20 protein-coding genes and 1 pseudogene are annotated in these 17,664 nt (G+C 71.4%); 16 read left to right on the top strand and 5 right to left on the bottom strand.

Annotation, left to right across the window (positions count from 1 at the left end; genetic code table 11):
- Positions 1-32: 32 nt before the first annotated feature.
- A complete protein-coding gene (locus AC3AOF_RS01740) occupies positions 33-1,397 on the bottom strand; it encodes an RsmB/NOP family class I SAM-dependent RNA methyltransferase (protein ID WP_488347514.1) in 1,365 nt (454 codons plus the stop codon).
- A gap of 187 nt (positions 1,398-1,584) precedes the next feature.
- Between AC3AOF_RS01740 and AC3AOF_RS01735 the strand changes: the two genes are divergently transcribed.
- From AC3AOF_RS01735 to AC3AOF_RS01725, 3 genes are all read left to right on the top strand, one after another.
- Complete coding sequence (locus AC3AOF_RS01735; protein WP_488347513.1) at positions 1,585-1,782, top strand: DUF1674 domain-containing protein; 198 nt, start codon at positions 1,585-1,587, stop codon at positions 1,780-1,782.
- Between the two features lie 10 nt (positions 1,783-1,792).
- Positions 1,793-2,167, top strand: coding sequence for a PH domain-containing protein (locus AC3AOF_RS01730; RefSeq protein ID WP_236990814.1), 375 nt, complete (start codon positions 1,793-1,795; stop codon positions 2,165-2,167).
- A gap of 68 nt (positions 2,168-2,235) precedes the next feature.
- A complete protein-coding gene (locus tag AC3AOF_RS01725) occupies positions 2,236-2,553 on the top strand; it encodes a cupin domain-containing protein (protein ID WP_488347512.1) in 318 nt (105 codons plus the stop codon).
- A 164-nt stretch (positions 2,554-2,717) separates the two neighbouring features.
- Here the strand turns inward: AC3AOF_RS01725 and AC3AOF_RS01720 are convergent, their stop codons facing one another.
- On the bottom strand, positions 2,718-3,224 hold the full coding sequence (locus AC3AOF_RS01720) for a L,D-transpeptidase (protein ID WP_488347511.1): 507 nt from the start codon (positions 3,222-3,224) through the stop codon (positions 2,718-2,720).
- 352 nt (positions 3,225-3,576) lie between these two features.
- Here AC3AOF_RS01720 and AC3AOF_RS01715 point away from each other — a divergent pair, with 352 nt between their 5' ends.
- From AC3AOF_RS01715 to soxZ, 7 genes are read left to right on the top strand one after another with little or no spacing between them, the layout of a single operon-like run.
- The gene (locus AC3AOF_RS01715) at positions 3,577-4,044 is read left to right on the top strand and encodes a (2Fe-2S)-binding protein (RefSeq protein WP_236990811.1); all 468 of its coding nucleotides are present in this window, start codon (positions 3,577-3,579) and stop codon (positions 4,042-4,044) included.
- Between the two features lie 11 nt (positions 4,045-4,055).
- A complete protein-coding gene (locus AC3AOF_RS01710; RefSeq protein ID WP_488347510.1) occupies positions 4,056-6,251 on the top strand; it encodes a xanthine dehydrogenase family protein molybdopterin-binding subunit in 2,196 nt (731 codons plus the stop codon).
- Positions 6,248-6,511 (top strand): c-type cytochrome, encoded by a 264-nt coding sequence (locus AC3AOF_RS01705; RefSeq protein WP_488347509.1) that lies wholly within the window; start codon positions 6,248-6,250, stop codon positions 6,509-6,511. Before AC3AOF_RS01710 ends, AC3AOF_RS01705 begins: the two co-directional genes overlap by 4 nt.
- Positions 6,508-7,764, top strand: a complete 1,257-nt coding sequence (locus tag AC3AOF_RS01700) for an FCSD flavin-binding domain-containing protein (RefSeq protein ID WP_488347508.1) — start codon at positions 6,508-6,510, stop codon at positions 7,762-7,764. Before AC3AOF_RS01705 ends, AC3AOF_RS01700 begins: the two co-directional genes overlap by 4 nt.
- An 11-nt stretch (positions 7,765-7,775) precedes the next feature.
- Positions 7,776-8,189, top strand: a complete 414-nt coding sequence (gene soxX, locus AC3AOF_RS01695; protein WP_488347507.1) for a sulfur oxidation c-type cytochrome SoxX — start codon at positions 7,776-7,778, stop codon at positions 8,187-8,189.
- Positions 8,186-8,653 carry a SoxY-related AACIE arm protein gene (locus AC3AOF_RS01690; protein ID WP_488347506.1) on the top strand — a complete coding sequence of 156 codons (468 nt, stop codon included), beginning with the start codon at positions 8,186-8,188 and terminating at the stop codon, positions 8,651-8,653. The genes soxX and AC3AOF_RS01690 overlap by 4 nt, the downstream gene beginning before the upstream one ends.
- Positions 8,654-8,655: 2 nt before the next feature.
- Entirely contained in the window at positions 8,656-8,976 is a 321-nt protein-coding gene (gene soxZ, locus AC3AOF_RS01685; protein WP_236990805.1) for a thiosulfate oxidation carrier complex protein SoxZ, read from the top strand.
- A gap of 157 nt (positions 8,977-9,133) precedes the next feature.
- Here the strand turns inward: soxZ and AC3AOF_RS01680 are convergent, their stop codons facing one another.
- Positions 9,134-10,783 carry a tannase/feruloyl esterase family alpha/beta hydrolase gene (locus AC3AOF_RS01680; protein WP_488347505.1) on the bottom strand — a complete coding sequence of 550 codons (1,650 nt, stop codon included), beginning with the start codon at positions 10,781-10,783 and terminating at the stop codon, positions 9,134-9,136.
- Positions 10,784-10,974: 191 nt separating this feature from the next.
- On the opposite strand from AC3AOF_RS01680, the gene AC3AOF_RS01675 reads away from it, so the two are divergent.
- Positions 10,975-11,538, top strand: coding sequence for a DUF3237 domain-containing protein (locus AC3AOF_RS01675; RefSeq protein WP_236990803.1), 564 nt, complete (start codon positions 10,975-10,977; stop codon positions 11,536-11,538).
- 40 nt (positions 11,539-11,578) lie between these two features.
- Positions 11,579-12,148 carry a Uma2 family endonuclease gene (locus tag AC3AOF_RS01670; RefSeq protein ID WP_488347504.1) on the top strand — a complete coding sequence of 190 codons (570 nt, stop codon included), beginning with the start codon at positions 11,579-11,581 and terminating at the stop codon, positions 12,146-12,148.
- A 73-nt stretch (positions 12,149-12,221) separates the two neighbouring features.
- Here the strand turns inward: AC3AOF_RS01670 and aroB are convergent, their stop codons facing one another.
- Positions 12,222-13,340, bottom strand: a complete 1,119-nt coding sequence (gene aroB / locus AC3AOF_RS01665; protein ID WP_488347503.1) for a 3-dehydroquinate synthase — start codon at positions 13,338-13,340, stop codon at positions 12,222-12,224.
- A gap of 177 nt (positions 13,341-13,517) precedes the next feature.
- Positions 13,518-14,090 (bottom strand): annotated as a pseudogene (locus tag AC3AOF_RS01660) (shikimate kinase); the annotation flags it as partial.
- A gap of 234 nt (positions 14,091-14,324) precedes the next feature.
- On the opposite strand from AC3AOF_RS01660, the gene AC3AOF_RS01655 reads away from it, so the two are divergent.
- The 4 genes from AC3AOF_RS01655 (at position 14,325) to AC3AOF_RS01640 (ending at position 17,584) form a co-directional block, all read left to right on the top strand.
- Positions 14,325-14,471, top strand: coding sequence for a hypothetical protein (locus tag AC3AOF_RS01655; RefSeq protein ID WP_048433578.1), 147 nt, complete (start codon positions 14,325-14,327; stop codon positions 14,469-14,471).
- Between the two features lie 27 nt (positions 14,472-14,498).
- The gene (locus AC3AOF_RS01650) at positions 14,499-15,419 is read left to right on the top strand and encodes a site-specific tyrosine recombinase XerD (RefSeq protein ID WP_236990800.1); all 921 of its coding nucleotides are present in this window, start codon (positions 14,499-14,501) and stop codon (positions 15,417-15,419) included.
- Positions 15,420-15,637: 218 nt separating this feature from the next.
- The gene (locus tag AC3AOF_RS01645) at positions 15,638-16,432 is read left to right on the top strand and encodes a hypothetical protein (protein ID WP_488347502.1); all 795 of its coding nucleotides are present in this window, start codon (positions 15,638-15,640) and stop codon (positions 16,430-16,432) included.
- Positions 16,433-16,519: 87 nt separating this feature from the next.
- Entirely contained in the window at positions 16,520-17,584 is a 1,065-nt protein-coding gene (locus tag AC3AOF_RS01640) for an endonuclease/exonuclease/phosphatase family protein (RefSeq protein ID WP_236990798.1), read from the top strand.
- Positions 17,585-17,664 lie beyond the last annotated feature (80 nt).

Raw genomic sequence — 17,664 nt, 5'->3', positions numbered from 1 at the left:
CAAACCGCCGGACCGCCCCGTGAACAGGTTCCTCACGCGCCGAGCCGCTCCAGCCGCACCGCGTAGAAGCCGTCGAGCCCGCCGCGGCCCTCGTCGGGCCAGTGCGACGGCAGGGTGCGCAGGTCGCCCGACGGCGTGACGACGGCGGGGTCGCCGACCTCCTCGGGCGTGATCGGGCGGCGGACGAAGCCCGGATGGCGCTTGAGGAAGGTCTCGGCCTGCACCTCGCCCTCCGCCGGCTCCAGCGAGCAGGTGCAGTAGACGAGGCGCCCGCCCGGGCGGGTGAGCCGCGCCGCCTTGTCGAAGAGCCGGGCCTGGAGCGCGGTGAGGCGGGGCAGGTCGCTCTCGCGCTTCGACCAGGCGACATCCGGGTGGCGCCGTACCGTGCCGGTGGCGCTGCACGGCGCATCGAGGAGCACCGCATCGAAGGGCTGGTCCTCCGGCAGCGTGAGCGCATCGACCGCCCGTACCTCGGCCGAGAGACCGAGACGGGCGAGGTTCGCCTCGAGCCGGCGCAGGCGCGGGGCCGAGCGGTCGACCGCCAGCACCGTGGCGCCGCTGGCCGCGAGCTGGGCGGTCTTGCCGCCGGGCGCGGCACAGAGATCGGCGACCCGCTCGCCGGGCCGCACGGCGAGGAGATGGGCCGGCAGCGCCGCGGCGGCGTCCTGCACCCACCAGGCGCCGTCCGCGAAGCCGGGCAGATCCGGCACCGGCGTGCGGGCATCGTCGAGGCGCAGGCTCAAGCCGCTCGGCAGGCGCCGCCCGTCGAGGCCGTCGGGAAGCGCGGCGCCCGGGCGCAGGGTGAGGTCGAGCCCCGCCCCGCGCGCATGGGCCGCCGCGATGGCCCGGGCCGTCTCCTCGCCATAGGCCTTGATCCAGCGCTGCGCGAGCCAGCCCGGCGTGTTGAGGCGCAGCGGCTCGGCGTCGCCCTCCTGGCGGATCGCGTCGCGCTCGCGGACGATCCGGCGCAGGACGGCGTTGGTGAGTCCGCCGAGGTGCTGGAGACCGGGCTCGGCCTTGGCGAGGCGCACCGCCAGGTCGACGGCGGCGTGGTCCTGGACGTTGAGGTAGAGGATCTGCGCCGCCCCGGTGGCGAGGAGCGCGACGAGGCCCGGCTGGTCCTCCGGCAATCCCTTCGCCAGGCACTGGTCGAGGGCGTTGAAGATCACCCCGAGATGCCGGAACGTCGTGGTGGCGATGGCGCGGGCGAGGCCGGCATCCTGCGGCGGCAGCGCGGCCCGGTGGACGACCGGCTCCATCACGTCCTCAAGCGCCGTACCGCGATTCTTGCCGAGCAGGTCCGCTACGATCCCCCAGGCGAGGCGCCGCGCCGGCAGGCCGGCGGCCTCGGGTCCTGCGCCCACCGATCCTGCGCCGCCGTTATGTTGTCCGTCCATCCTCACTCCACCGCGCCCACAGGCCTGGAACGGCCCGCGCGCGCCTCGCCCGTCCTGCGGGCCTGATCTTGACGCTGCCGCCCGCGCCCTCCACCTCGAAGGGAACCGGCGGCCCTTGTCCCCGGGGTGGCATCCGGCCGCCCGAGATGCAAGCGCCGCGACGTCGAGACCGAGCGAGACCCGATCGATGAGCGAGAGCGAGACTCCTTCCAGGACCCTGTCCCCGGCGGCGCAGCGGGCACTGGCCGAGGCCGAGGCGCGGCGGGCCGAGATCGACGCCCGGGCGGAGGAGATCCGGCGCGAGCGCGAGATCAACGGGCGCGGCGGCCTGGAGCCGGTGCGCTACGACGACTGGGAGGTGAAGGGGCTGGCGACCGACTTCTGAGGAGGTAACGATGGGCTTGCTCGACGGCCTGCTCGGCCATGGCAGCGATGCGGCGCCGGAGGCGGTGGCGCAGGAACTCGACGGGATGCTGGTGCCGGGCGAGACCGTGCAGGTGGCGTTCCGGGTGATCCGCGACCTGATGGTCTTCACCGACCGGCGGATGATCCTGGTCGACAAGCAGGGCGTGACCGGTCGCAAGGTCTCCTACCTCACGGTGCCCTACCGGGCGATCACCTCGTTCTCGATCGAGAATGCCGGCAATTTCGACCTCGATTCGGAGCTGACGATCTGGGTCTCGGGCCGGCCCGACCCGATCAGCCGCACCCTGAAGCGCGGGGCCGACATCCGCGGCATCCAGCGGGCGATCGCCGCGACCTTGCGGTGACCTGACGTCCGGAACGCCCGCCCTCCGCTTCCGTTGGGGTCGCGAAACCCGCGACAGGAGCGACGACCATGGGTGACACGACGATCAAGAAGGTCTCCGGCGGGCAAGCGCCGCAGGGGCCGGACGGCCAGCACTACCTCGCCTCCGGCAAGCAGGTCGCGATGCGGCTGTGGGTCGACGAGCCGCCGACCGACGACAAGCCGAGCGCTGCCCGCGACTACGAGACCGTCGGCTACGTGATCGCCGGCCGGGCCGAGCTGGTGGTCGAGGGCCAGACCGTACGGCTGGAGCCGGGCGATTCCTGGCTGGTGCCGGCGGGTGCCGAGCACACCTACCGCATCCTCGAGACCTTCACCGCCGTCGAGGCGACCTCGCCGCCCGCGTAAGGCAGGGGCGCGAGGGCTGAGGGGGGTTGCACGGGCTGTCCGCGACATGGGAGGCTGTGTAGGTGCGAGTGCGGGCGTGACGAAAGCCGTGCGTGAACCCTACCCCGCAGAGGGGGGAGGGTCACGCGCGGCAGCCGTCGCTCCCCATCAAGCAACCTGAAGTGTCACCGTGTCACCACCACCGTCGTACCGACCTGGACGCGGCCGTAGAGATCGGCCACGTCCTGATTGTACATCCGGATGCAGCCATAGGACGCGAAGGTGCCGATCGAGCCCGGCCGGTTGGTGCCGTGGATCGCGTATTCGCCCCGGTCGAGGGTGAGCGCAGCCACCCCCATGGGGTTGCTCGGCGAGCCGCCGGCGATCACCTCCGGCAGTCGGGGATTGTCCCGCTTCACCTCGTCGGGTGGCGACCAGGCCGGCCTCAGATATTTTCCGTCGATGCGGGCGTAGCCGGTCCATTGCTTGCCGGCCTTGCCGACCGCCACCGGATAGCGGATCGCCGTCCCGTCGCCGTTGACGAAGTACAGCCGCCGCTCGGCGGTGCGCACCACCACCGTGCCGGCCTCCGCCGCCGCGTCGAAGGCGACCAGTTCCCGCGCGGCCGCCGGACCGGCTGCCATCGTCGCCGCGACGATCGCCGCCGCGGTCCATCCACTCTGCTTGTACATCCCTGCGGTCCTCGAGCGTGACCTTTTGAGCAGAGCGATAATCCGCCGGGAAACCTGTCGTTCCGGTTGGCAAAGATGCTTGCCGGGGGGTGAAGAGCGGGTCGCCGCCCGGGAGCGTCAAGGAGTGGTTACCGGCGAGCCCGAATCGCGTCGCCGACCCACCGTGCCGGGGCACGCCGTCGACGGTTGCCCGCGCGTCGCTCGCGCATCCGTCAATTGACAGACACAGCCGGCCGCCGCGAAGCTGTCAGCGCTAAAAGGTGCGAATCGACGGCCCACCGGCGGTGCCCCACGCGGCCGCCCTCCCCCACGGCGTCGCCCGAGCGCCGGCCCAACCCGAACGGAAGCGCCCATGATACGCCTGAACGTGAACGGCTCCGTGCGGGAGGTCGAGGCGGAGCCCGACACGCCGCTGCTCTGGGTGATCCGCGAGCAGGTCGGCCTTACCGGTACGAAGTACGGTTGCGGCATCGCCCAGTGCGGCGCCTGCACGGTCCATATCGACGGGCAGGCGGTCCGCTCCTGCTCGATGCCGATCTCGAGCGTCGAGCCGAACCAGAGGATCGTGACCATCGAGGGCCTGAGCCCCGACCGCTCGCACCCGGTTCAGAAGGCCTGGGCGGCGCTCGACGTGCCGCAATGCGGCTTCTGCCAGTCCGGCATGATCATGGCCGCCGCCGCCCTGCTGGCGCAGAAGCCGAAACCCAGCGAATCCGAGATCCGCCAGGAGATCACCAATATCTGCCGCTGCGGGACCTACAACCGGGTGCTCGCCGGCATCACACTCGCCGCCGAGGGCGGCGAAACCGGCCGCGGCTGAGGGGACACGCCATGACCGACACCATGACGACGACCCCTTGCCCCGCCCTGTCGCGCCGCTTCTTCCTCGCCGGCTCCGCCGCCGCGGCCGGCGGCCTGGCCCTCGGCTTCGATCTGCCTTCCGCGCAAGCCGCCTCCGGTGCCACCTCGCCCGAGGTCAATGCCTGGGTGGTGGTGCGCCCGGACGAGACCGTGGTGATCCGCATCGCCCGCTCGGAGATGGGCCAGGGCACGCTCACCGGACTCGCCCAGCTCGTCGCCGAGGAACTGGGCTGCGACTGGACCAAGGTGACGACCGAGTATCCGACCCCGGGCCAGAACCTCGCCCGCGGCCGTGCCTGGGGCGATTTCTCCACCGGCGGCAGCCGCGGCATCCGCGAATCCTACGTCGCGGTGCGCCAGGGCGGCGCCGCCGCCCGCACGATGCTGGTCGCGGCGGCAGCAGCAGAGTGGAACGTGCCGCCCGGCGAGTGCCGGGTCGAGCGGGGCACGATCAGCCATCCGGCGTCCGGCCGCTCCACCACCTTCGGCACGGTCGCGGGTAGTGCGGGCCGGATGGAGGTGCCGAAGGACGTGGTCCTCAAGGATCCGAAGGACTGGATCATCGCCGGAAAACCGCTGAAGCGCCTCGACACGGTGGAGAAGACCGACGGGTCGCAGGTCTACGGCATCGATCTCAAGCTCCCCGGCATGCTGAACGCCGCGATCCGCGACTGCCCGGTGGTCGGCGGCACGGTGAAGAGCGTCGATGCCGCGGCAGTCGAGAAGATGCCCGGCGTGCGCAAGGTGGTGCGGGTCGGCGACAGCGCGGTCGCGGTGGTGGCCGACACGTTCTGGCGCGCCAAGACGGCCGTGGAGGCGCTCACCATCGTGTGGGACGAGGGCCCGAATGCCGGCGTGTCGAGCGAGACGATCGCCGCCATGCTGAAGGAGGGCCTGGACGCGCCCGAGGCCTTCATCGGCAACAAGGCGGGTGACGCGGCGGCTGCGCTCAAAGGCGCCGCCAAGGTGGTCGAGGCGACCTATGCCTACCCGTTCCAGAACCACGCCACGATGGAGCCGATGAACGCCACGGCGCGCTGGACGCCGGAGCGCTGCGAGGTCTGGACCCCGACCCAGAACGGCGAGGCGGCTTTGGCCGCGACGGCCGAGGCCGCCGGTCTCTCGGCCCGCCAATGCGACGTGTACAAAATCCATCTCGGCGGCGGCTTCGGCCGGCGCGGCGCCACCCACGACTGGGTGCGCCAGGCGGTGCTGATCGCGAAGGAACTCCCCGGCACTCCGGTCAAGCTGATCTGGACCCGCGAGGAGGACATGACCCATGGCCGCTACCACCCGGTCACCCAGTGCCGGATGCGGGCGGCGCTGGATGAATCCGGCAACCTCACCGGCCTGCACATGCGGATCTCCGGCCAGTCGATCCTGGCCGGCATCATCCCGGGGCGCCTTGGGCCCGACGGCAAGGACCCGGTGACCTTCCAGGGCCTCAATCCCGGCGGGGCGGAAGCCGCGATCGGCTACACGATCCCGAACCTCCTCATCGATCATGCGATGCGCAACCCGCCGATCATCCCGGGCTTCTGGCGCGGGGTGAACACCAACCCGAACGCGATCTACCTCGAATGCTTCCTCGACGAGGTGGCGCATGCGGCAGGAAAAGACCCCCTCGCCTTCCGGCGCTCGCTGATGGAGAAGCACCCCAAGCACCTCGCCGTGCTGAACGCGGTGGCCGAGCGGATCGGCTGGGACACCAAGCCGCCGTCCGGCGTGCATCGGGGGCTTGCCCAGATCATGGGCTTCGGCAGCTACGTGGCGGCCGCAGCGGAGGTCTCGGTCGGCGACGACGGCAGGATCAAGGTTCACCGCATCGTCGCCGCCACCGATCCGGGCATCGCGGTCAATCCCCAGCAGATCGAGGCGCAGGTCGCCGGCTCCTTCGTCTACGGGCTGTCGGCGGCGCTCTACGGCGAATGCACGGTGAAGGACGGGCGGATCGAGCAGACCAACTTCGACACCTACCCGGTGCTGCGCCTCGACGAGATGCCGGCAGTCGAGGCGATCCTGATGCCGTCCGGCGGCTTCATCGGCGGCGTCGGCGAGCCGACGATCGCGGTGGCGGCGCCCGCCGTGCTCAACGCGGTCTTCGCCGCCACCGGCAAGCGGGTACGCCGGATCCCGGCGAGCCGCACGGACCTGAAGCGCGCGTGAGGTCCGTTCTCCTGCTCCTGCTCCTCGCGAGCCCGGCGGCGGCCTCGCCGCCGGGCGCCTCGTCCTGCTCCGGGTGCCACGGGGCCCCGGGTGGGGCGGTGCCGAGCCTGGCCGGTCAGTCGGCCGAGGACATCGCGGCCTCGCTCACCGCCTTCCGGACCGGCGCCCGGCCGGCCACGGTGATGACCCGCATCGCCAAGGGCTTTTCGGACGAGGAGAGCCGGGCGATCGCCGAGTGGATCGCAGGAGGCGGCCAGTGACGACGATCGTCCGCCGGGCGGTGCTGGCGGGACTCGCCGCCGCCGCCCTCCCTCGCCCTGCCCTGGCGCAGGGCGCGCACGGGCGCGTCGTCGTGGTCGGCGGCGGCTTCGGCGGCGCCACCGCCGCGCGGGTGCTGCACCGGGCGGGCGTCGCCGTCACCCTGGTCGAGCCGGCGGAGACCTATTGGGCCTGCCCGTTCAGCAACGAGGTGATCGCGGGCCTTCGCCCGCTCTCGGCGCAGGCCTTCGGCTATGACGGCCTGCGGGCGAGCGGCGTCATCGTGGCGAGGACCAAAGCCGCGGCGATCGACGGCGCCGCCCGACAGGTCCGCCTCGCCGACGGATCCACCCTCGATTACGACCGGCTGATCCTCTCGCCCGGGATCGCGCTCCGCTTCGACGCCCTGCCGGGCTACGACGCGGCGGCTGCCGAGAGGATGCCGCATGCCTGGAAGGCGGGGGCGCAGACCGATCTCCTCGCCCGCCAACTCGCGGCGATGCCCGATAACGGCACGGTGGTGCTGTCGGTGCCGGCCAATCCCTATCGCTGCCCGCCCGGCCCCTACGAGCGGGCGAGCCTGATCGCCTACTTTCTCAAGACCCGGAAGCCCCGCGCCAAGCTGATCGTGCTCGACGCGAAGGACACCTTCTCGAAGCAGAAGCTGTTCGAGCAGGCCTGGAAGGCGCTCTATCCCGGCATCCTCGACTACGTGCCGCTCGCCTCGGGCGGGCAGGTCACGGCGGTCGATCCCGGCGCCATGACCGTTGCCACCGACTTCGAGACCTACAAGGCCGACGTCGCCTGCATCATTCCGCCCCAGCGCGCGGCGCCGATCGCCGCGGCGGCCGGCGTCGCCGACCGGTCGGGCTGGTGCCCGATCGATCCGGTCACCTTCGAATCGCGGCTGGTGCCGCGGATCCACGTCGTCGGCGATGCGGCCATCGCCGGCGCGATGCCGAAATCCGCCTTCGCGGCCAATGCGCAAGCCAAGGTCTGCGCCGAGGCCGTCATCGACCTCCTGGCCGGGCGGGTGCCCGAGCCGCCGAAGCTCATCAATACCTGCTACAGCCTCGTCGCGCCGGGCTACGGCATCTCGGTCGCCGGGGTGTACCGCCCGGACAAGGGCGTGCTTGCCGATGTCGAGGGCGCCGGCGGGACCAGCCCGGTCGACGCGCCCGACACCGTGCGCCGGCAGGAGGCGGCCTACGCCGAGGACTGGTACCGCACCATCACCCATGCGGTGTTCGGGTGAGGCGGGCGGCCATGCTGCTGGCCCTCACCCAGACCGCGCTCGCGCCGGTCGCGATCGTCGGCGACGCGATCCCGCTGCCCCTCGACGGCCGGACCGGCGATGCGGCAAGCGGCCGGGCCATCGCCACCGACACCCGCAAGGGCCTGTGCCCGCTCTGCCATACCGGCCTCGGCGGCACGGGCCCGGCGGGCGACCTCGGGCCCGATCTCTCGGAGGTCGGGGCACGGCTCTCGGAAGGGCAATTGCGGCTGCGCCTCGTCGACGGGCGCGCCTTGAACCCCGCGACCCTGATGCCCTCCTATTACCGGACCGACGGCACCCGGGTCGCCCGCGCCTGGCGCGGCCGGCCGGTGCTGGAGGCGGGCGAGATCGAGGACGTGATCGCCTATCTCGTCACCCTGAAGGGGGCCCTAAGGACGCCATGACGGCTTTCCACCGCCGCACGATCCTCGCCGGGGGCGCCGGCCTGCTGACGATCGCGCTGGTGCGGCCGGGATGCGCGGCGATCGTCCGCCCGACCCGCGAGGCGACCGTGGAGGCGATCCGCCGCTTCACCGGCGGCGCCCCGATCCGGGCAGGCCGGATCCACCTCGACATGCCGCCGCTCGTCGAGAACGGCAACACCGTGCCGCTTTCCATCACCGTCGAGAGCCCGATGAGCGCGACGGATTTCGTCCGCCGCATCGCGGTGTTCAACGACAAGAACCCGCAGCCCCACGTGGTGACGCTGCATCTCGGCCCCCGGGCCGGCCGCGCCGCGGTCAATACACGGATACGGCTCGCCGATTCCCAGACCATCACCGCCATCGCGGAGATGCAGGACGGCACCTTCTGGTCCGCGACCGCCGATGCGATCGTGACGCTCGCGGCCTGCGTGGAAGGATCGTGAGAATGGCCCGCGCCCTCATCAACCTGCCGAAGACCGCCACGGCCGGCGCGGTGATCGAGATCAAGACCCTGATCTCGCACCCGATGGAGACCGGCTACCGCCCCGGCCCGGACGGGCGCCTGATCCCGCGCAACATCATCACGGAGTTCGTGTGCGCCTACGACGGCGAGGAGGTGTTTCGCGCCGAATTGTCGTCGGCGAGCGCTGCCAACCCGTACCTCACCTTCACCACCGTGGCGACGAGGACCGGCACTCTGCGCTTCACCTGGACGGGGGACAATGGATTCTCGCAGACGGAGGAGGTGGGGATCACGGTGGCGTGAGGATGTCGGGGAGAGAAGCGACCCGCCTCCCCCGCTCCCCGCATACGGACCGGTGACGAGGGTTACCGGTATTCGGGGACATGGGTGATACGAAATCCGGAAGTGATCTTCCGGATTTCGTATCACCCATGTCCTCCGAACGGATGTCGGGACCGCCTCACGGCTCCTTGCAGGAAAAGCTCTCGGCCTTGTCCGCCTCGCCGCCCTGGTAGCGCGCCTCCCTGGGGAAAGGGCAGAGCGGCCGCGTGCGGCCCGGGAAGGCGGTGCCGCGGGCGACGAGCCGGTCGGGTGCCTCGCCGCGCTCGATCCAGGCCTCGATGGCGGCGAGCGGGTCGAAATCGTCCAGCGCCGGTCCGCCGCCGCAATGGTTCATGCCCGGGACCAGGAACAGGCGTGCACGATCGGCGAAAGCCGCCGCGCCGCCGTTGTGGCGGCTCAGGTCCTGCCAGTGATCGACGAGGTCGCGGGCGGAGAAGACCGGATCGGCGACGCCCTGGTAGACGAGGAGCCGGCCGCCGCGGGCGGTGAAGGTCGACAGGAAGGTGCCGGTCGGGTCGTTGAGGGCGGCGGTCTCGGCGATGCGCGGGGTGTCGCGGTCGAAATCGAAGCGCAGCGCATCGAACCCCGGATCGGGCGGGGTGAGGAAGTAGTTGGCGATCGCGGCCGGCCCGAGGGTGGCGTTGCGGGCGTTCGGCATCGCGGTCTTCGAGGTGCCGAGTTTCCAGGCCCGCCAGCCCGGCGCGGCGAGGCCCGGATCCCAGGGCCAGGAGGCATAGACCGGCCTCCCTTGCGAATCGTGGGCGCCGCCGAAGCTTGTCCGCAGCGCCTCGACCTGCGCCCGGCTGAGGCAGCTGGCGGTCTTGTCGCCCGCACAGGCGAGGCTCGCAGGATCGAACCGGCAGGAGGCTACCGCCTGGACCGCGCCGTCGGTCAGGCCGTCGGCGGCGTCGCACGTCTTCAGGACTGCATCGGCGACGAGGTTCAGGTCGGCCTCGCTGAAGGCCTCGGCCAGGATCGGCTTGCCCTCGGCGTTCGTCGGAGCGGCCGAGAGGAAGGCGCGCGTGTCCCAGACCTGGCCGAGGGCCGCCCGGGTGAGCCGGAAGGCCGGGGCGCCGGCGACGATGCCGTCGAAGGCGGTGGGGTAGCGGGTCGCTGCCATGAGGGCCGAGCGGCCGCCATTGGAGCAGCCCATGAAATAGGCATGCGCCGGGGCGCGCCCGTAGCGGGCCGCGATCAGGGCCTTGACCTCCCGCGCGACGGTGCCGACGGCGCCGTAGGCGAAGTCGATCCGCGCCTGCTGGTCGAGGCCGAAGGAGGCGTCGGCATTGTCGCGGCCGCGATGGCCGGAATCGGTCGAGACGACGGCATAGCCGCGCAGCAGGGCCGGCGGCGCCGTCGCGCCCGAGACCGGAATCGCGCCGAGCGCCTCGCCGACCACCCCGTCGAGCCCGCCGCCGCCCTGGAACAGGAAGCGGCCGTTCCATGTCTCCGGCAGGCGCAACTGGAAGGCGATGCCGTACTCGACGCCGCCAGCCCCGACCCGCGGATCGACCGTGCCCTCGACCAGGCAATGGGCCGGCAGGGCCGCCTTCGCGCGGGCGGCCCCGGTCAGCGCGGCGCGGCCGGGATTGTCGGCCGGCAGGGTCCCGGCGGGCACCGTCTCGGCCCGGGCGATGCGCAGGTCCGGCCGACCGAGCCGCGCGAGGTCGCCGCAGGCGAGCGGGGCGGAGAGAGCCGGCAGGGCGAGGGAACCGGCGATGACGACCGGCAGGGCGAACCCCGCCCCCCGCGTGATCGTGCGCACCATGAGCCCCCTTCCCCAGAGATTCGCCAAGGCCGTCGAGCGCCCGGCGCGATTTCGGGCGACACTCGGCCCCGATGGGCCTCCCCCGTCAAGCGACGGCGGCGACGAAACCCTGCGGCAGCACGTCTCCCGCCCTGTCGCCGCGGCAGGAGCCGGCGCATGATCGGGGGAAGACCATCGCCGGGGATTCCGCCATGACGCATCGCGACACCCCGCCCATCGACCGCCGGATGCTGATCCTGGCGGGTGCAGGCCTCGCCGGTATCGGTCTCGCGGCACCGGCCGCCGCCGAAGCGCCATCCACAGGCCCCCTCGCCGACGTGCCGCTGGTGATGCCGCGGACGGAATTCGTCTACGAGGCGGTGGTCGAGATCGCCCCGATGGTGCCGCTCGGCGATTCGCCCCTGGGCGAGCGCCGGATCGTGCCGATCACCGGCGGCCGCTTCCAGGGGCCGCGGCTGCGCGGCACGGTCCTGCCCGGCGGCGCCGACCGGCAGCTCGTGCGCAAGGACGGCGTCCGGCGCCTCGACGCCCTCTACGAGATGAAGACCGAGGACGGGGCGATCCTCACCGTGCGCAACCAGGTGACGATCGATCCCGGCCGCGACGGCGCGCCGGACACCCGCTTCTCGACCATCGAGGTCACGGCGCCCGAGGGGCCGCATGCCTGGCTCAACCGGCTGGTTCTGGTCGGCACCCTGCACAGCCTGCGGCCCGCCCGCGAGGCGGTGCTGGTGCGGGCGTTCCGGTTGGCGTGACGTATGGTACGATCACGTCGGACAACCGGGAGCGCCCGCCATGCGCGCCGCTGAGACACGCGACCCTCCGATGAGCCTCGACGGCTTCCTGGCCTTCCTGGAGGACCGGCCGAAGGGCGAGCGCTGGGAACTGGACGACGGGGTGCCGCTGATGTACCCGGGCCCCACGCGGCGGCACGACTGGATCCAAGTCAACATCCTCGAGGCCTTGCGCCAGCACCGGCGCTTTCACGCCAGCCCCTGGCGTCCCTCCGGTCCGAGCCAGGTCCCGGTGCCGGGCGCGCCCCGCACCGTGGCGCCCGACATTCTCGTGGCGATCGATGATGGCCGCCACGACCTCTGTATCACGCCCACGCCCCTCGTGGTGTTCGAGGTCCTGTCGCCCAGCGACAGACCGCGGCGTCGGGCGTCGAAGCTCGCGGCCTATGCCGCCGTCCCGTCGATCCAGAGCGTCGTGCTGGTGCGCCAAGACCGGCAGGCAGTGACGGTGCATCGCCGTAATCCGGAGGGCGGCCTCTCGGCCTTCGTCTGCACCGAGGCCATCGATCTACAGGAGATCGGCGTTACACTGACATTCGCGACGATCTACGACGACATGCCTCTGTTTTAGAAGGAAGTGTGCGGAGATCGGTTCGACGAAGGCCGCGAGCCGTTGCGCCGGTCGGATGAGACGGCGGCACGTCTCACCCCAGCTCCGTCACCAGGAACTCCCGCACCGCCCCCGGCTCGATCCCGGGCGCGATGAAGCTTTGCCCGATCCCGCGCGCCAGGATGAAGGTGAGCGCGCCGTCGCGGACCTTCTTGTCCTGGCGCATGGCGTCGAGGAGCTGGTCGGCATCGCCGCATCCGCCCGGGACCTGCGCCAGCGTGGTCGGCAGGCCGGCGAGCGCCAGGTGGTTGGCGACCCGGCCGGCATCCTGGCCCGGGCAGAGGCCCAGCCGGGCGGAGAACCGGAAGGCGAGGCACAGGCCGATCGCCACCGCCTCGCCGTGGACGAGGCGTGCGGAATCGTAGGCCGTCAGGCGTTCCAGGGCATGCGCGAAGGTGTGGCCGAGATTGAGCAGGGCCCGCTCGCCGTCCTCCCGCTCGTCGCGCACCACCACGCCGGCCTTGGCCCGGCAGCAGGCGGCCACCGCTGCCTCGCGGGCGGGCCCGCCGGAAAAGATCCCGGCGAGGTTGGCCTCGCACCAGGCGAAGAAGTCCGGCGAATCGATCAGCCCGTACTTCGCCACCTCGGCGTAGCCGGCGCGCATCTCGCGCAGCGACAGGGTGTCGAGGGAGGCGGTGTCGGCGACCACCAGGCTCGGCTGGTGGAAGGCGCCGACGAGGTTCTTGCCGTGAGGCGAATTGATGCCGGTCTTGCCGCCGACCGAGGAATCGACCTGGGCGAGGAGGGTGGTGGGTGCCTGGACGAAGCGCACGCCCCGGCGTAAGGAGGCCGCCGCGAACCCCGCCAGATCGCCGACGACGCCGCCGCCGAGCGCGAGCACGAGGTCGCCGCGCTCGATCCGGTGGGCGATCAGCCCGTCGCAGACCTGGGCAAAGCCCGCATAGCTCTTCGAGCCCTCGCCCGGCGCCACCGCGATCAGGGTCGTACGTAAGCCCGCCTCGGCCAGCGAGGCGGTGACGGCCTTCCCGTACTCCGCCGCTACGGTCTCGTCGCTCACCACCCCGACGGCCCGGGCCTTGAGCGCGGCGATGCGGGGGCCGATCCCCGCCAGAAGCCCGCGGCCGATCAGGATGTCGTAGGCTCGGCCCCCGTCGAGGGGGACATGAACGGTCTCGGTCTGCACGGTGGTCATCGAAGTCCGTCGGGAATCGTCTTACTGCGCGGCGAGGCCGTGGCCGGCGAATTCTGGCGTGCCGGGCTCGGAGCCGCCCTCGCCGGCAGCGGGCGCCGGGTCGGCGTCATCGCCCTCTTGCGGGCGGTCCCTCTGCAGGGAGCCCATCGCCCCTCCCGCGAACTCTCCCGGCGCTCCCCCCGCCATATGGGCGTCGAGAGCGTCCAGCACGTCCTGCACCACCCGGTCGTGGGAGACGTCGCGGGACAGGACCACCACGTCGGCCCCGCCATAGACGGGATGGCGCAGGTCCATCAGCCGGCGCATCGTACCCTCGGGATCCTCGTTCTGGAGCAGCGGCCTCCCCGGGCGCTTGCGCACCCGGCGCATCAGCACGTCCAGATCCGCCTTGAGCCAGACCGAGACCCCGGCCTCAGCGATGCGCTGGCGGGTCTCGGGCCGCATGAAGGCGCCGCCGCCGGTGGCGAGCACCATCGGGCCCTCGCGCAGGAGGCGGGCGATCACCCGCTCCTCGCCATCGCGAAAGCTCGGCTCGCCGTAGATGGCGAAGATGTCCGGGATGGTCAGGCCGGCCGCCGCCTCGATCTCGTGATCGGCGTCCTTGAAGATCAGGCCGAGGCGCCCCGCCAGGCGCTTGCCGACGGTGCTCTTGCCCGCGCCCATGAGCCCGACCAGCACGATCGAGCGCAGGCCGAGACCCCGGCGCACGCGCGACTCGATCGTCTGTTCATGAGGGGGACGCTGGTTCATGCGGCGTTCTTTAGCCTGTTTTTCGCGCAGGACGAAACGGCGGATAGCGGGGAAAACCACCGGCTTTCCGCCCTCCCCTCGGGCACCCGCGCAACAGCGGCCGGCATTCCGCCGGGACGGCGCCCGCCGGTCTTGCCTCCCGGGACAACGCGTGGTCGAACCGACGGCCAAGGTGGCCCGCGACCTCAGCGTCCGGACCGCCCGTTGTCACGCGTAGTCCGGGGCCCCGCCGACGTGCCGACCCTCTTCCGTTTCCTGGCCGTGGTGGCGATCCTGGCCGGTCTCGCCTTCGCGGCGATGTTCGCGCTCGCCACCTTCGTCGAGCCGACCCCGCGCGAGATCTCCGTCACCATCCCGAACGCGAAGCTGCAGCCGAAATGAGCGGCGGGCCACAATGAGCGCCGGGCCATGAGCACCATGGGTCCCCAGGGCCTGATGCACGCCTATCTCGACATGCTGGCCGCCGAGCGGGGGGCCGCCGCCAACACCCTCGCCGCCTACCGGCGCGACCTCGACGACTACCTCGCCCATCTGGCGGGCAAGCGCATCGATCCCGGCGCCGTCGAGCCCGCGGGCATCCGGGCCTACCTCGCCGAACTGGAGGCACGCGGCCTCAAGAGCACGTCGGCGGCGCGCCGGCTCTCCTGCGTGCGCGGCTTCCACCGCTTCCTCTACGCCGAAGGCCTCGTCGAGGGCGATCCCACCGCGCCGGTCTCCGGGCCGAAGCGCGGCCGCGGCCTGCCGAAGGTGCTCTCGGTGGCGGAGGTCGACCGGCTGCTCGGCGTCGCCAAGGAGGCCGTCGCCAAGGCGCCGAACCCGGCCGAGGCGGCGCGGGCCGGGCGGATGCACTGCCTGATCGAGCTCCTCTATGCCACGGGCCTGCGCGTCTCCGAGCTGGTCGCCCTGCCCCGCGCCGCGGGCTCCACCAAGGAGCGCTTCCTGGTGGTGAAGGGAAAGGGCGGGCGCGAGCGCCTGGTGCCGCTGACCGAGGTGGCGCGCAGCGCCATGGCGGCCCACCTCGCCACCCTGACCGCCCCCGGCCCCTGGCTGTTTCCCGCCGACAGCGAGACCGGCCACCTCACCCGCCAGGCCTTCGCCCGCGACCTGAAGGCGGTGGCGGCCGCCGCCGGCCTGCGCACCGACAAGATCAGCCCGCACGTGCTGCGCCACGCCTTCGCCAGCCACCTGCTGCAGAACGGCGCCGACCTGCGGGTGGTGCAGGAACTGCTCGGCCACGCCGACATCTCGACGACGCAGATCTACACCCACGTGCTCGACGAGCGTCTGAAGCAGATGGTGCGCGACCTCCACCCCCTGGCGGGCGCCTGACGCTACCGACGCCGCATCACGTCCCGGTCGAGCCCGGAACCTCGCGCGTCGGAGCGTCGTCTCGGCGAAGGTTCCGAGTGCGGCGTCGTGGTGCGGCGGCGTCATGGCGCCGTGCCCCTGCAATCACGGGGGCCGGCCGGATCGGAGGGGTCGAGATCTTGAAGATCGTCTCGCACCGGCGCATGTCTCGTCGCCGGGAGGCCGCCTGATCTACAGCGATGACACAGAAAGAAAAAATCATTTTCGGGCACAAGCCTGACTGGGAGAAAGATATCCGGGCGTGCGTCGGTGCGGATTACGACATCGTGGTCGGCGGTGAGGGATGGTGCGCCCGTAACGACTGGCAGTCGTTCGACCTGATCGTTCCTTTGACAATCCGCGACGGGTGGATGCTGCGGAAAGCCGGCATCCGCCTCGCCGGCAAAGCGCTGTGTCCCAGCGCGCAGGCCGTGGCCTTCTGCCACGACAAGCATGGCTTCAGCAGCGCCCTGTCGCTCACGCGCTTTCACGCCACGATTCCGCGGCTGATCGACAAAGCCGACGGCCTGATGTTTCCCTGCATCCTGAAGCAGAAGATGGACGAGTACGGGACAAACTCGCTCATCCTCCATGGCGAGGCCGATGCCGTCACATGGTCGAGGAGGATCGGATCGCCCGGTTATTTCCTGCAGGAATATATTGCCGGAAGCGAGGAGCGCGCAACCCATCTTCTGCTGCGCAATGGCCGTATCGTTCATGCCTATACCGTCGCCTACGACATGGGAGAGCAGCCATTCGTGAAAGGACAGTGGTGCCAGCACCGGTCGATGACGGGTAGTCACGACGAAAGATTCCTGGACGTCTTCGCCGACATTCTCCGAATCGCCGGATTCACGGACGGCACCTGCTGCTTCGACTACAAGGTCGTCGACGGCATTCCGAAGATCTTCGAGGTCAATCCGCGGTTCGGATGGTCGCTGCTCTACGACCTGGGGAACTATCTGCGGGCCTACGGGATTGCCGCGCGGGCGTGAAACGGACCAGCTTCGGGCGAGGCGGGGCCGCCGCTCCTTGAGGGCTGAGTAGGCCGGGCATGGAAGAACGCCCGGGGAGGAGGTCACATGCCGTTCCTGTCCATGGCCGCGCAGGCCCTGGCGCTGGTGCTGATCGCCGCGACCCTGCTGCCGTTCTGGCGCAGCCGGACCGGGCTGGTACGAACCTTCGATTTCCCGCGCTTCCAGATCGCCGCCGCGATCCCGCCAACCGTGATCCTGCTGGTGGCGATCGGGGACGATCCGGTCTCCCTCGTCCTCGGGGCCGGACTCCTGGGGGCACTCGGGTTGCAGCTCAGGCACATTCTGCCCTTCACCCGCCTGACGACGCCGACCGCCCGCGCGGCCCCGGCGGACGCAGGCCCGGATTCCTGCGTGGCGATCCTGATCGTCAACGTGCTGCAATCGAACCGGGCCTACGACCGCCTGCTCGCGGCGTTGGCGGCGAGCGACCCCGACCTGATCCTGGCTCTCGAGACCGATGCGGGCTGGCGCGACGCGCTCTCCCCCTTGCGCACCCGCTATCCCCACGGGGTGGACCAGGCACAGGACAATACCTACGGGCTGATGCTCTATTCCCGCCTGCCCCTCGACGACGTGCGGTTACGCTTCCTGATCGAGGACGACGTGCCCTCGGTGCGGGCCGGCGTCACGCTGCCCTCGGGCGACCGCTTCGTCTTCCACGGGGTGCATCCGCGCCCGCCGCATCCGGGCAACAGCAGCGCGACGCGGGACGGGGAACTGGTGCTCGTCGCCCGCGAGGTCGCGCGCGAGGGCGGGCCCGCCGTGGTGGCGGGCGACCTCAACGACGTCGCCTGGTCGCGCACCACGCGCCTGTTCCAGGCGATCGGCGGCCTCCTCGATCCGCGGGTCGGCCGCGGCGCCTATCCGACGTTCCACGCCCGGTGGCCGATGCTGCGCTGGCCACTCGACCACGTCTTCTTCAGCGAGCATTTCTTGCTCGCCCGGCTGGAGCGGCTGCCGAATATCGGCTCCGACCACTTCCCGATCCTGATCACCCTGTGCCGCGACCCGAGGGCCGCGGCGGTGCAGGAACCGCCCGCCGCCGATGCCGAGGACCGGCGCGAGGGCGCCGAGGCGGTGGCGGAGGCGCGGGAGGCTGCGGAGTCATAGAAAGCTCCGGTCGTAAAAGTCAAACAGTATGACTATTCAGCCGGGCGCGGGCGTGGTGTAAGAGGCTGGTCGGCGCCGTC

Source organism: Methylobacterium sp. 142-1Y, assembly GCF_057747795.1.
Note: the sequence above shows the minus strand (reverse complement) of the source record. Positions and strands in the feature narration are given on the sequence as shown.